The following is a 15,877-nucleotide window of genomic DNA, read 5'->3' on the forward strand; positions in this document are numbered from 1 at the left end:
AATCGCATATAAAGAGAATATCCACTTATCAAATCACTGACGGAGGCATGCAACGATGAAAGAAGCAGGAAGCATAAACCTGTATCAGCAATTTATTGTCGAAGTTTTCAGTTTTATCAGATCGACAAATCTTTCATATAATCACATCAAACAACCAACAGATAACAATACAACAACAGTTAAGTGGTCGAGTGGCGGATTAAACATGACGCCCCTGGGAAGCTATGAGCCTGCTCGCTATTCTGATTCATTAGTATCAAACTATCGTCGTGCAAAAATCTGTATGTCCCTCCCGAAACAGACAAAAACTGTATATGAGTATCATCTTAATGCAGATGGAAAATGTATAGCGGCACTATTACATAACCAGGATGAACATATACCTAATGGGGGGCTATACTATTACGAGGTATACTATTATGGCAGAATAGCATCAACAGACTTTTATTGTTACTATAGTTCTTCTGATGATACCAAACGAAATCCAGACTATATATATGCATATTCTCATTATATTAATGACATCCCCACACTGTCATTAATATACGATCAGCTCAATGATCAATATGAACTGCATGCAGATCATATTGGTGCTGACAATACCGTCCTTTCAAGCGATGAATATAATATCTGTCCTGTAGAAAACTCCTTTCCCGAAAGCGATCCGCCCATAAGTGAAATGATGGTTAATTTAGCAAGTATTTATGATCAACTCATACCAAAGGATCAAATGGAGACAATCACAATTAATAGCACTGAATATAGGGTCCTTCATACTGAATGGTAAGAATAATAGAGGACAGGCTCTGGGAACACTTTTCGTATCTGTTACATCTATCTGTATATATGGAAAAAGTGGGCAAAGAATAGGTTTCTCTACCTGGACAATTCCTAGTTGAGTTCCTCAGTCTCCTACTATAAGTCCTTGATGGGTATCATCTTTGATTCTTTTGAGTGTGGTACTAATAAATAGTTCCCCGAACCACTTATTTTTACATAGTAGATATAATTTGATTCTTTATACTCATATATCTGCTTGATATCTTGGTATAAAGATAACAACTCTATTTTTGTCTCTTCACCTGTACGCAACATTATTCCTGCAATACTATTGTCACCTGATACAAACGTCCTTTCAATCATTGATTCATTTTCATATACTTTTTTCATTGTATTAAAGTCGTTCACATAATAGATTTTATAGCTTTTCCATCCAGATAACGCTACAAATTTATCTCCCTTTGGAGTTTCTACAAACCATTCTGCTTTTTCTGTGAAATCATATGCTTCTATTTCAATAGCATTAGGAAAATCCAAGCCTGTCTTATCAACGTTTCCTTTGTTTTCTGTATTAAACAACAATTGTAATTCTACACACGTCGTTTTATATTTATTAGATGTAATACGACTAAATACAACAAATAGCTTTGAATTGAAATATGTAATGTACGAACAGTTTCCATCACTTGTCTTATATATACTTTTTACTATGTTTCTATCAGGATCAATGTAATATATTGTATCATGACATCCAACTAACAAAGTGTTTGTATTTGATATATATACCGCTTTAGGAGTAAACCAACTCGAAAACTTGTATCGAAAAAAAGGCTTATTCAGTTGATCAGTTTTATAGACAAGCACTGAACTGGGATATTCAATTACTGCGGTTATTTCCGAAGAATCTTCTGAAAAATGCAAATCCACTACCGATTTATTAGCACTTGATAGTATAGATTTGCTTTCAACATCCCACAGAAAAAACTTATTGCTTTTACTGTAGCACAAAAGCGTATCATTATTAGACAACGCCATATGATATGCATTTTTTATTTTATCCACTTATCGTCATCCTTTCTTTTATGGTATCAGATGATTCATTGCTTTTATTATTGTTTTTGCAGTAGCAAGTGTAAGGTTTAATGTTGGTTTCACTAACGGCTTTGGCAGATTATCTACTGCCTCAATCCAACTGCTTACTGCATAATTATATGCCTTTGTGTTTAAGTATTTGTGTAATTGTGCCTTAACCTGCACTAGATTTCTGGGATCGTGCACCGGATTAATATCATTATTCTTCAATATTTCTCTAGCTTTTTCCGCCCTTTTATCTGTTTTTGGAACTATATGATGGACATGGTTTCCGGGCGTATACTTATTCGCTGGATTTTGAGCTTTAGCCAAAGCTTCTTCACATGCGCTAACAAATTCCGCTTCCCTTACCTGCACTTGTGCAATACTAGCATCCTGTACAGCTGGTTTAGCAGTATCTGTTATTGTTGTACTCTGAGCAACTGGCTTAGCAATATCTGTTACAACATGATCTTGAACAACAGGCTTTTCAACAACAATCGTTGTCGTTATTGTGGGGGCCTGCTCTCGTGTAACAGATTCCGGCTTTGGTGAACCTCCAAAGATAGCTTTTCCCACCTCATAGATTGCCGCTCCACCTATAAGTACAATTGCTGCTACCTCTCCAAATGGCAAGGGGCCATCCGCCATCGACCATTCGATACCAGTACGAATTGCATCATCTAATACTTCTCCACTAGGATCTACAAACATCATCGGACTATTCCAACAATACCCATATCTATTCAAAGACAGCGGAGTTGTTACCTGTCCTTTCAGAATATCCTTCTGATTAAACCGGTTCATTGCTGGCTCATACTGCCTTGCACGCAGGTTAATCATTCCTGTGACTGCATCATATGTTTCCGCATTATATGTGAACCCGCTCGTCTTCGTCTTCAACTGTTCACCAAAGGGGGTGTAAACATATGATTGTATAGTTACTGTAGACTGTACTTCCTGCAATGTACCTATGGCATTCTCACCCAAAACAGGCGCATTAATCGTCTGTGCAACAGATCCTCTGCCATCATAGACATAGTTCGTTTTGCTATTGTTAGAATAACCTGCTATACGTTCCAGTCCGTAAACGTATTCCGTCACATCAGTACTGTTCTGTTTAGTCTTCTTCTCCTGGATTACCTGATAATAGTCCTGTGTAATATCATACAAGTATTCCGTAGTTGCCCACTCATAACCTTCCTGGATTTCTGACGGTTCATAAACTTCCGGCAGTCCGGCAATACTTCCACGTAGTAACTCCTCCAGCATGGATCTGTTTGTGTTACCTTTTTCCTTCTTGCTCAACCGCATGCCTGCCGCGTCATAGGTAAAGACCTGCTCATATCCATCGTAACCCGTATAGCCTGTCAACTGATCCAAAGCATTATATGTATAGATATCTGTCAAGGTACCATACTTCTGGCTATTCAGAACCTTTTGAATCATGCTGCCGTTCGGATCATAGCTGTAGGTAAGTTTATCCTTTCCCACAGTCATCTCTGTCAGCTGATTGCCCTTGTTATACTTCATGCCGATTGTTACCGGCTGTTTTTTTCCGGCAATAATCTTTTCAGGAGAGATAACCTTCTTTGTCATATTGCCTGCGGCATCATATACATATTGCTCTGCATAGCCAGTACTCTTCCGGAAAGATGTCAGCTGTCCGGCAGCATCATACTGATAGGTATTTTCGGTTGTTTCTCCATTCTCTGTCCGACTTTCCCCAGTGATGTAGCCGTTCTTGTTATGACTGTAGCTGAATGAAAGAGAACTGTCACCTTCTGTGCTCTGTCTGATAAGGTTGCCAACCTCATCATAGTCATATGCCGTTGTCAAGGTACCCGTAGTCGTCCGGATTCTTCTTCCCGCCGCGTCATATTCGTAGCAGGTTTCTTCACCGTCCGTATCCTTTACGCTTGTCAGACGATTCAGTGCATCATAAGTATAATCTACTTCCCGTCCATCGGGATAGATCATCTTTGTTTTGTTGCCATACTCATCATAGTCATAGGTAATGCTTTCGCTATTTACATTCGTTACCGCAATCAGATATCCATTGTCATTATACTGATACAGAATATCTCCTGCTTCACTGCTGAGGGTTGTCACCTGGCCCAGTTCATTATACCCGGTTGTGATGGTATAGGCTTCCCCAATCTGCTGCTTCAACAGATTCCCTGTCTTGTCATATTCAAAGCTGATTTCTGTTCCATCCGCCTTGATGGCTTTTTCCAGCCAGCCTTCAGGCGAGTACTGATAATTCACGGTATTACCCAATGCATCCGTTTCAACCGTCAGGTTGCCAAGGGCATCATAAGTATATCCGGTAATATGTCCCAATGCATCCTTTACCTGTGCAATCTGATCATTTGCGTCATAGGTATAAGCTGTCTTATGGCCCAGTTCGTCTGTCACACTGATCAAACGGTTTACCTTATCGTATCCGTATTTCTTTGAATATCCTTCAGCGTCTGTCTCGGTCAGCACATTCCCTGCCAGGTCATATGTCAGTGACTGTTTCGCCCCATTGGCATAAGTCACCTTAGCCAGCAATGATTCTGGCGTGTATTCAAAGCGCGTACTGTTTCCTAACGCATCTGTCGTTGTAATCAGATTGCCCAGAGTATCATATTCACAGATACTTTCAGAGCCATCTGCAGCTATTGTTTTGGTTAATCTGCCAAGCAGGTCATATTCATATTTCGTAACCTGGTTCCCCTGTTTAACAGACGTGACATTTCCAAGTTCATCATAGGCATATTCTGTTGCAAAACCTGTACGGGGGATCTGGCGGATTACCCTTCCCAGCAGGTCATATTCTATAGTGTCCTTGCTGCCATCCGGATAAATAACCGCTGTGTTGTTTCCCGCCACGTCATATTCAAACTGTACGCTTCTGCCTTCTGCATCCGAAACAGCAGATATATTACCGGCTGTATCATACTCATAGGTGCTGGCATTACCGTTTATAATCGTCTGGGTGATTTGTCCCGCGGCATCATACTGGTATTCAGTTTCACAGCCGAGCGCATCTGTCGTCTTCGTAAGCCGACCAGCCGTATCATACTCATATAGGGTTACCTGTCCACCTGGTGCGCTAATGCGGACAAGATTTCCCAGCGCGTCATACTCACATTCAGCTTTCTGATTAATCGCATCTGTGATTTCGGTTGTCAGTCCGCGTCCGTTATACGCATACCGGGTTTTGTTTCCATTTGCGTCTGTTTCCTCCACGATACGACCCGCTTTATCGTACAGTGTGGACAGTTTGCCACCGTTTTTCTGCTTTGCGGACACTGCCTGTCCATTCTTATCATACTGTATCGTTGCCTTTTGTCCCATTGCGTCTATAACAGCTGTCAGGTTACTGTTGCCATCGTATTCATAGGTGGTCTTATTGCCCATGGCATCTATCGTTGCAATCAGATTCCCTGTCACATCATATTCATACCGCGTAACAGCACCATTAGGAGCTTTTTCTTCTGTGAAACGGTTCAGCGCGTCATAAGTATACGTTATGGTATTACCCAGCGCATCTGTAGCTGTCAGTAGATTGCCGTTAGCATCATAGGTATACGTTGTCCTTGCACCCATCGGATCGGCTACTTCTGTAATCCTTCCCAGCAAATCATAAGAGATCCGAGTTTCACCGCCCATCGCGTTTACCTGGCGGATTATACGATTCATATTGTCATATTCTGCTTTGGTTATTGAGCCATCAGCAAATGTACTGGTAAGGATATTCCCGCAACCATCGTATTCGAAGGTTTTTACACCACCTACAGGATCTGTTACTGTCAGCGGCAAGCCAATCGCATCGAACGTATAAACAGTCTTTCCACCGAGCGCATTCGTTTCAGTCAGCAAATGTCCTGCTTCATCATAGGTATTTGTAGCTGTATAGCCATCCGCATCCGTTGTTTCCAGACGGTCCCCATTGGCATCATAGGTATAGAGTATAGTATTACCTAGTGCATCACTGACAGACGCAACTTGACCGTTCTTTGTATAGGTTGCCTGCTGTTGACTTCCATCCGGAAGTATTGTCCGGATGATATGACCCAAGCCATCATACTCATATCTTGTGGTATTACCCTTCGGGTCCGTCATAGCAGTCTTACGGCCCAGTGCATCATAGGTATACGAAACAGAGGTATGATCAGCATAGGTAACCTTCAAAAGATTTCCTTTGGTATCATACCGCGTCAGAGTTGTTTCGCCCAAAGCATTCGTCTCTGATGCAGGATAACCGTTTTTGTCATAAGTATAAGTAGTTTTATATCCAAGGGGATCAGTTGCGGTTTCGAGCAAGCCTCTGTTGTTATATGTATAGCTTGTTATATTCCCAAGCGCATCTGTAATGGACAAAATATTACCATTACTGTCATATGTATAACTGGTAACGCCTCCATCCGGAGCTGTCTCAATGCTCAGATTGCCCTTTTTGTCATATGTGTATCTCGTTGTATTTCCGTTCTGGTCCGTTCTGCTGAGCAGGTGATGTGCGCCGTCCCAGTCAAAGAACACAGAATTCCCCCGGGCATCTGTCGAGCTAATCTTATCTCCCAGATTGTTGTAGTTGTACGTGGTCACATTACCCAGAGGATCAATCTCGGATATGATCTCACTCTGTGCGCCATAAATGTATAGCGTTTCTCCGCCTTGAGCATCTATTATCTTGCTTGTGCGTTTCTGTTCATCATAGATGTAGGTTACAGAGTTCCCTTCTGCATCTGTGGCAATTGTATAGTTCTCACCGTATTCCAGCCGGTATTCTCCGCCATTCGCATCTATCTGGGCAACAACTCTGTTCTGATTATCATACGTGTTTCTGGCCTGACATATTCCATTTCCGTCGTACCAGGCTGTCATTTGTCCTTCCGGATCATATTCATAGCGGGTTCTATTTCCTTCTGCGTCCGTTACTTCTGTCAGCATATTACCGCTGTAGGCATAGCGAACACATGAGGTATCTGTCAACCAGATTTTCGTGATTTGTTTCTGTTTGTTCGTTTCAACACGCAGTTCTTTGCCGGAAGGCAGAATGATTTTCTCCAGGTATCCTTCCACATTTCTGACAAGCAGGATTTTCTGCTGGCCATTGTTCTTGTGAATCTGGTTCAGATTGCCTTTTTTATCGAAACCATATCCTGTTCCGTCTGTTAACAAAATCAGGTATCCGTCTTCTGTTTCAGCAATCGCTTCGAATTCTGTTGTATCTGTAATAAAATGGCCGTCTTCCTTCTTCATGAAGCGAACAACACTGCCGTCACTGCGTTTCCAGCAGAGAACCCCGTTATCATTCATTGTCAAAGTCTGTTCTGCCTCGCAGGACCACTTGTCACCGAAAAGCATACCCTTGGTCTGGGATTGGTTGTTATAGGTACGGATCAAGTCAATCCCATTTCCACCAATATCCGGAACTGCAAAATCTCGTGCTTCTACGTAGAAATTGCCGGTATTAAAATTTATTGGTTCAAAGCCACGAGCACAGAAGCTGCAAGGACCAAGCAAGTCCTGATCCAAAGAGAAATCCAACTCCGGTATCTCAGATGGAGATACATATGTCATATTCGCATATATGCTGGTTGGATCTTCGAAATCGATTACCCGGATCTTTTCAGGTGGTATTGGTGTTGTTTTTTCAGCATAATATGTCGGTAATGCCACCGGGGCTGCAGTTACTATTACAGGCGCAGATGTCGGCCGGGGTGTCGGTCTGGGCGTAGCTGGTGGTGTAGTCGAATCAGGCAAAAGCGGCATCGGAGTCGGTGTGACAACAACCGGTGCCTGCATAGTTTTAACAGTGGCCCGTACTGCTTTGGCATATCGAGTCAGAATATTCTTGTTTCCGTCCTGGGGATCCTCATAGACTCTCCGCGCTATAACCTCGTATGCGGCATTTTTAATATATTCTGTATCTGTAAAAGTAGTGCGAAGAACAGAAGCAATCTGCTCACCGTTCCGGTAAATATCATAGAAGATTGAGTTTTTCAGAGTCTCGTCCTGTTCATTTGGATCTGTCCAGGTCAGAACATATCGTTTCTGATCTCCGGAGAATTGGCCGTAATCTTTGGCCACCACATTATTGACCGGTTTCACCAGTGTCGGTATCACAGACGTATTCCTCAGGCTGACCCCTTCCACATGCAGTCCCTTCAGGACAATGCCTTCCGGAAGTGTTGCCCGCAGCCAGAGCGTCCGCGTCATGCTCGGCAGGAAACAGTATTCTGAAAGAGGCATAGCAATCCAGTCTGTTCCGTTCACAGAATAGGTAAAATCATCCTCGTACTGAGTCGGATTTCCATCCCCGTCCATGAACAACGCTTCTGCCCGCAGGATATAGGTATCCTCCGACAAATCGATTTGTCCTGATTCGAATTCATGGGTCGCGTCAGGTCTGCTCCGTAAAATGATGGCTGCATGGGCACCGCTGCCATACAGAACGCCGTTTCCATTGATTCCGACCTGAGCAATCGTGTGTTTTGTATTGTCTTCATAAGGGAGCAAACTGACTGTATGGCCGTCTTTCTGCAGGATACCATCTGTATACACAGCCGAAATGGCTGGAGTTTCGTTGGTTTCCTGTCTCAATGATAGTAAGGCTTTATTATAGGTTGCCGGAATAATAAGGGAAAGCTGTGAAACAGCTCGCAACAGAGTGCTCTTGAATCGTACCGGATTGCTCTCATGGATCTCTGTCAGATCCAGCCCCTGCAGAACAGTACCCGTACTGCAAATAGAGCAGCGAATATCTATTGCTTTCTGCGGCACAGGAAACACAGTGTCCCTGTTCTGAGCCAACGGCAGCCAGTTCTCTCCCTGATCAATACTATACTCGCAGGTGACAGCAGAAGCATTATTCGACAAGCAATGAATCTTCACAGCCATTGCATCGCGCTGGAAAGAGATTGTCTTCAAAGTGAAAAAAGCATCATCTGAAAGAGCCACGGCACCGGTTTCATCAAACTGGATATCATTTCCATCAACTATATTTTCATCGTTTTGAAGCAGATCACTGAAAGCCAGAGTACTCTGATAGCCCTGGGAATAATGCACCTGTCCGTCTTTATCTGTTGAAATAACAGACAGCGTATGCAAGGTGTTCTCCGGATAGATAATAGGATACAACGGGAAACGCAGTTCTTCCGTATTCCGGATCATATTCCTGTCCAGAATAACAATGCCCTCAGCTTCTTCTTCGGTATACTTCAGTTCATACTGTCCGGAAGTTTGTATAGCTGACAGTATTTCATTGTTTTCCGGCGCAATGATTCCAACATCTGCAGAAACTGTTTGTGCCTGATGGTTTGCTTTAACACAAATACCCTGTGAAACCGTTTCGTGACCGGCAGCATCATGAGCTGTCAACGTCATGAAGATCTCATCGCCGTCAGGGAAAACACTTGTATCCAGCAAGCCTAATTGCTCAGCTTGTTTTTCCTCATCACCCTGCAGTTCAACCATTTCTCCCGCATCATCCCAGGCTTTGAATACCCAATCTGTCAGTGAAATATCTGACACACTGCCCAGAATATCCAGAACGCCAGAAACAATATCATCCTCTGCGGGAGACAGAATCTCCACTTCAGGTAGTGTCCGGTCAATCTGATAAGTCAACGGAATGATTGTCTCATTCTGTGCTTCATCTGTTAACCGCAGAAGTAATTCATGCTCTCCGTCCGGTATTTCGGATACGGAAATTTCACCTTCACCAATTTCTTTTGTTTCAAGATCTGTATAAGAAAGGCCTTCATCCAGACTATACCCTATGGACACCAGATTACTGCAGGCATCCATCGCGCCTGTCCACGAAATATTCAATATATCTGTGTCTGCCCAGGAATCTGGGGCAATTTTCACTTCTTCAACGACAGGAGGTGTACGGTCAATATACAGTGTTTCCGTATCTTTCGCCTTTACACCAGCTTGATCTGCCACACAGAACGTAATGGTGTGTGTTCCATCCGACAGTGTAGACAAATCCAGTTTCGTTTCATCCTTCTCAAAGTCAAGAGGAACCAAGTCCATATTATCTATTTGATAAGACATGGTAGCCAAGCCACTGGTTTCATCTGACACCCCTGACCACGTCAGCATGCCTTCTTTTTCGTTGCTCCAGTTGCTCGGGGTAACTTGCCATTCATTGATTTCAGGCGGTGTTCGGTCAATACGGATTTTGATTGATTTCTGTGACTGATACCCCAATTCATCTAACGCAAACAATGTCAAAGAATGCTCCCCATCTCCCAATGCAGAAACATCCACATATTTTCCACCTTCTACAGGTGCCGGCTTAAAAGCTGATATGGGGTCATTATCATCCAGTGCGTACAGTATTTCTTGCAACCCACTATATGCATCGATAACCTCGCCCCATTTAAGCAGCAATTCATTCTGTGCCGTCCATGAATCCGGAAAAGCGCTTACTATACCGATATTTGGAGCCGAACGGTCAATTTTGATTTCAGCGGACCGTATTATTGCTGTTCCTGCCCCATTTGTCACTTTCAGATATGCATCATGTATCCCTTCAGTCAATGAGGTAATAGTTATCTCTTTTGTTCCAGTCTCTTTAACAGGGAGATTCTGATAATTATTATTTTTATTATCTACTGACCATGCAATGTTACTTATACCACTTTTTCCAGCTTTTGCGCCTCCCCATGCAAGCGTCACTATATTTTTGTTCGTCCAGTTTTCGGGAACTACTGAAAAAGAGGATAATGTAGGCGCCAACCTGTCAATTTTGATTTCTGTTGCTGTTTCCTTACCTATATTCCCCAGATCGTCCACGCCTCGAATACTGATAGTATGTATTTTATCTGAAAGGTTTTTAAATTCCGGTATGTTTACACCTGTTGCATTTCCGCTTCTAATATAATCTCCATCAGCGGATTTAGCATATATATAACTACCTTCATCAATACAATACTGTACTTTAAAGCCAACCTTATCCGTTATTCCCTCCCAGGAAACCGTCCCTGATCTCTGGTCAGTCCAATTATCGGGAACAACCGAGACTTTCGTCGGTGCGGATGGTCCGCTTCTGTCGATATATATGGGGGCAGAGTTTGCCGCTCCATAGTTTCCTTCTTTGTCTACGCCTCGTATATATACAGTATGCGTCCCATCCTTCAATCCGCTGACATCAAGGCTGAATGATCCATCTGCTTTATTTGAACCGGTATCTTTCCAGGCCCAGGAAGTAACTGCCTTATTGGTATCCGGATCCAGCGCATATTGAATCTTCCCACCACTAATGGAATCCGATTCTATTGGTTTATCTTTTATATCCTTCCAACTTACTGTCACTTTGGCAGCATTTGTATATTTGTTCGGAACAACTTTTACTTCGGAAGGTTTCTTCGGAGGCAATTTATCAAGCACAACCGCCACCGTTTTGGAGGCTGAAGATACCTGCCCGCATTTACTTACAGGCCGCAAATTAAAGTAATAATTCGCATTTGTATTATTTTTTCTGGGGTATGTAGTCAGTTCCTGTCCACTTCCGTCCCAGTGAATAGCATATTGATTATTGTTGTTTTCTGATTCTGTTATCCAGAGTTTTTTCCCTTGAGTCGAATAGCTGGTTGTGTTGCCAATAAAGTGATATGAATAATTCTCCTTGTCCTCTGGTTTGCCTTCCCCAGTCCAAATCCCTAATAAATAGTTGTTCGCTCCTTCGACTGCATTCCATTTGAGTTCCACCCATCCTTTTCCGCTATTAGCCTCCCCGCCTATTTTGTTAACAGTCAGGTTAGGCGTGACATTAGTGTAATATGTTGCGGTAAAACCCAGGCGATGTTTGAACATAATATTGGATGAGAAAATGCGTACCCAGGAAGAGGATGATGTAATGGCAAAGCCATAGTTCTTTTTCTCACCATATGAAGTGAGCCATTGAGCAAAAATCTCCGTTATGTCAATATGATTGGCTTCTCTGGTTAAGATAACATCCTTATAGATTTCAGTTGAAAGAGAGGGGCGATTGTTATAAGTAAGATTATTTTGATTCCAATCGCTTGTAATCAAATGAATCCTGAATTTTCCATCCCCGCCCATATCATAGACACCAAAGTGCCAGTAGACTTTATCGAGTATAAAATTATCCGGAAAGCCTGCTGTCCTCGGTTCATCAGGATCCGTAAACCCTCTCATTGAAGGACGGATATAGGCTATAAATTCCTCATCTCCTCTTGTACCCGCATATATATTGTTTCCTTCTTCATCAAGATTATTTTCATCACTCGATCCCGCTGAATAATGGGTGTCAGGATATTTTTTACTTACATATGCATCCGCAATACCTTTTTTTACATAATTAAAGTATTGACCCGTCGGATCAATTTTTACCGGATACACCGCGGACTGCATCCATTCATCGTTGGGTTCATATGTCAGGATATAGCTGTCACCATTTACTTCAAGCGCAACTTCAATATCTGTACTGTAGTTTCCCGATGCGTCCGTCATGTTCGGTGCTTCAATACGGGCAAGACAGTTTCCGTCTTCATCACATAAATTGACTTCTTTTCCGGCTAATGTTACGGTTAATCCTTCTGTGTTCAGTTTGTAAGAATAGATATGATTTCCGGTATACTGGGATACAAGAATATCCTCTTTCACACCGGTGGTTGACACAGACAGACGGACATCTGTAGCTATATCAAATAAGCCAGAATAAACAACCGCATCGAAACCAGTCGAAACCGGTGCCGCACTCCGAAGCATCCTCATTTTGGATGCTCTGTTGCTGGACCCTCCGGTACCTCCGACCTTCTGTCCGGTTATGACAGACGGACGGGTTCTGTTCTCTTCAGGCAATTCATCCTCTGCCAAAGCCGAAGAGAAAAGCCATCTTAACAAACTGTTTCCAATAGAATTGCTCGTTTCTTCATTTGTTTCTGCAGACTCGCCCTGATCTTGTGGCGTTTCTACCGGATCTGGATTGGGCGTATCCATCAAATCCTGGGCAGAAACGTCTACCAGATCCGAAACAGGGGTGTCCGTCGGATCCTGAATAGGTGTATCTGTTGAATCCTGAACGGAGGTATCTGTTGTTTCAGGAACAGGCGTGTCTGTTGGATCCGGGACTGGGGTATCCGTCGTTTCCGGAACCGGAGTATCCGTCGAATCAGGCACAGGAGAATCTGTTAGGTCTGGAATTGGCGTATCGGTTGGTTCTGGAACGGGTGTATCTGTCGGTTCCGGGACAGGGGTATCTGTCGGATCTGCTTTCTCTTCCTCTTCGGGGGTGATAGTTGTTTCCGGTTTTTCAGCTTCATTCGTTTCCAGTGCTTCTGTTTCCTTGGGTTGTTCTGTTTCCCAGACATTCAGAATATAGTTATTTGTTCTCGGAAGAGGATGCTCCTTCCATTCCCTGTAATCTGTTGTGGTCTTCACTTCAGAAACCACACGTTGCTCTTCTTCAAATTCCAAATTAACTATGTTTTTCGTCCGGACGTAACCCTCCACGATTCCATCCGGAGTATCAAAGACAATCTGTGCCCACTGTTGTGACGGCAAAGAGGATATATAAACAATCACATTAATCGGGAGCTTTCCGGTTGCTTCCACACCATTCACACGATCATACAGATTTGTATGCGTGATTGTTTTTCCATAGCCTGTATATAGCGTTTTCTCCTCATCCGGTTCTTCGGCCGGTATAGGTGTATTGTCAGGATCATCTTTATCCTGAGGAATTGTTTGTTCCTCCGCCGGCTCTTCTGTTGGATCCTCAGCCGGTACTTCTGTGGATTTTTCTTCAGGTCTCTCATCCGGATCGGGTGTTATCTGCGGAACAGTTGTCTCGGTAGGCTTTGTGGTCTCAGGTTGATCGGGATTGACTGTTTCTTCCGGTTCTTTTTCTTCTTCTGCTTCCGGTTCCTTCTCCTTCTCCGGATCCTTGACTCCACTTGAATCAGCATCTCCTATCCCGGATTCAAGGAAGTAGTTATCATTCATTATCGGTGCAAACGAGAAAGAAGTCCCTGCCAAACTAACAGAAACCAACGTCTGATCCACATGATACACAGCTTGTATCTCCGTGCGTGCTGGACCTTCGGTATTGGTAAAGATCTGCCCCTCATCCGTCATCGTGGTTTTTTCCGGGGTCAGCTCCTCAAGACTATATTCAGGATCCATTGTCCAGGAAACTGTGTGAAGCTGCGGACCGTCTTCGTTTACCTCTGTCTCTGCAAACATCGGTGCCTGCACATTGAAGACAATCAGAAAAGAAAGAACCAACGCAACGATCCGCTTAAGACGCATACAGTACACTCCTTGATTTACCAGCTTATTCGCCGGCATAAATTTGAAAGCCGGGATTTCACGTTTTTCTCGAGAAACGATTTGCATTTCTTGCGTGTACAATCGTCATTCTCAATATGTAAAATTGTACCTACTCATTATAACGAATTGCAAGTCTTTTTATTCCATACATTTGTTTTTTTTCTTTTATATTTCGTATTTAGAGAAGTACAGATAATTTGCCACATATATAATCCTTTCTATATTCAACCTGCCTAATACACATTCTGCATCTTTTTTAAACACTTGACGTATCGTCTTTCTCATTGTAAAATCACGATGAAAAAGGGAGTCGACTCCCGTTTTCATCGTGATTCTGAAAAGGAGGAGTTTGAATGTATATCAACCGTAACTCAGAAAACATGATCAGAGAAGTATCAAACTCATTCCCTTGTATAGTCATATACGGTCCAAGACAAGTAGGAAAATCCACAACTATTGATCATCTCTTTGGAGATCAATATCGAAAAGTTACTCTGGATGATCTGGATGACCGAAACCTGGCTCTTCAAAACCCAAAACTGTTTCTGGAAACATACGGGTGGCCTGTTATTATCGATGAGATTCAGAAGGCCCCATTATTGCTGGATGAAATCAAAAAAATTATTGATGAGCAGCGCCTAATCTGGTTAAAGAAAAATAAACCTCGTACCCTGATGTATATTCTGACGGGTTCCAACCGTTTTGAACTTCAGGAAGGCATTTCCGAATCTCTTGCCGGAAGATGTGGAATCATTGAGATGGCTTCTCTATCACAATCCGAAAAATATAGTAAAGAGGGTCGTCTCTTTGATCCGAATATTAATACATTGCGTGCCCGTGAAAAAGAACTGCCGGATACCTACAGGAGCAGAAGTCAGGTGTTTGAGGATATTTTTCAGGGCGGCATGCCGGATATCGTCACAGGTGTTTCTGCACGTGAAGCATATTTCAAATCCTATATCAACACCTATATGGAGAAAGATGTCCGAAAATTAATTGCTGCCTCCAGTGAACTGCAATTCAGGAATTTTCTATCTATCCTTGCACTCAGGACATCGCAGGAACTTCATTATGATCAAATTGCTTCCAATGTTGGTATTGATGTAAAAACATGTCGCAGATGGATTTCTATTCTGGAAACCTCCGGGCTTGTTTATCTCCTTCAACCCTATATGGCCAATATTTCCAATCGAATCATCAAAGCTCCAAAGCTCTATTTTATGGATACAGGCCTTTGTGCTTATCTGTGTAAATGGCCAACTGCAGAAATGTTGGAGTCATGCGCAATGAGCGGCGCTTTCTTTGAGAATTATGTTGTCAGTGAGATAGTCAAAAACGCCTATGTTCATAATCAAGATCCGAAAGAGTTTTTATTCTATTACCGGGATATTGATCAAAAAGAAATAGACTTGCTCTATGTCAAAGAAAACAAATTGTATCCCATTGAGATCAAAAAAAGTATTTCTCCCAGAAATCCTACCCGGAATTTCATTGCATTGACGAAATATAACATGGAGACTGGAGCTGGTCTCGTAATCGATACATGTGATAAAATACGCCCCATCAACGAAAATGCTTGGTATTACCCTGTCAGCATTCTCGGAATGTAAGGCTATAGGGGAATATGTGACATGTTTTGACCCAATAAGTTCCCTCCAAAAATCAAAGTAAGCAAAAAGTGCGATGAAAAAGGGAATCAACTCCCGTTTTCATCGTACTTTTTGTG

General features: G+C 42.7%; 4 protein-coding genes. 2 read left to right on the forward strand and 2 right to left on the reverse strand.

The annotated features are described in order from the left end of the window. Positions 1–55: 55 nt before the first annotated feature. Positions 56–787: a hypothetical protein gene (locus JRC49_07500; protein QTE72631.1), complete on the forward strand. Its 732-nt coding sequence runs from the start codon at positions 56–58 to the stop codon at positions 785–787. A gap of 128 nt (positions 788–915) precedes the next feature. On the opposite strand, the gene JRC49_07505 is transcribed toward JRC49_07500, so the two are convergent. Together JRC49_07505 and JRC49_07510 are read right to left on the reverse strand one after the other, a co-directional pair. Further along, a complete protein-coding gene (locus tag JRC49_07505; GenBank protein ID QTE72632.1) occupies positions 916–1,842 on the reverse strand; it encodes a hypothetical protein in 927 nt (308 codons plus the stop codon). An 18-nt stretch (positions 1,843–1,860) separates the two neighbouring features. Then, on the reverse strand, positions 1,861–14,130 hold the full coding sequence (locus JRC49_07510; GenBank protein QTE72633.1) for an AHH domain-containing protein: 12,270 nt from the start codon (positions 14,128–14,130) through the stop codon (positions 1,861–1,863). Between the two features lie 401 nt (positions 14,131–14,531). On the opposite strand from JRC49_07510, the gene JRC49_07515 reads away from it, so the two are divergent. After that, the gene (locus JRC49_07515; GenBank protein QTE72634.1) at positions 14,532–15,761 is read left to right on the forward strand and encodes an ATP-binding protein; all 1,230 of its coding nucleotides are present in this window, start codon (positions 14,532–14,534) and stop codon (positions 15,759–15,761) included. Positions 15,762–15,877: the final 116 nt, after the last annotated feature.

The sequence above is a fragment of the Clostridiales bacterium FE2011 genome (genome assembly GCA_017569305.1).
In the GTDB taxonomy this organism is placed as follows: domain Bacteria; phylum Bacillota; class Clostridia; order Christensenellales; family Aristaeellaceae; genus Aristaeella.

Bases quoted from the DNA above. Each gene is read 5' to 3' on its own strand.
- JRC49_07500 (QTE72631.1), top strand. From the start codon at position 56: ATGAAAGAAGCAGGAAGCATAAACCTGTATCAGCAATTTATTGTCGAA.
- JRC49_07510 (QTE72633.1), bottom strand. From the start codon at position 14,130: ATGCGTCTTAAGCGGATCGTTGCGTTGGTTCTTTCTTTTCTGATTGTC.
- JRC49_07515 (QTE72634.1), top strand. From the start codon at position 14,532: ATGATCAGAGAAGTATCAAACTCATTCCCTTGTATAGTCATATACGGT.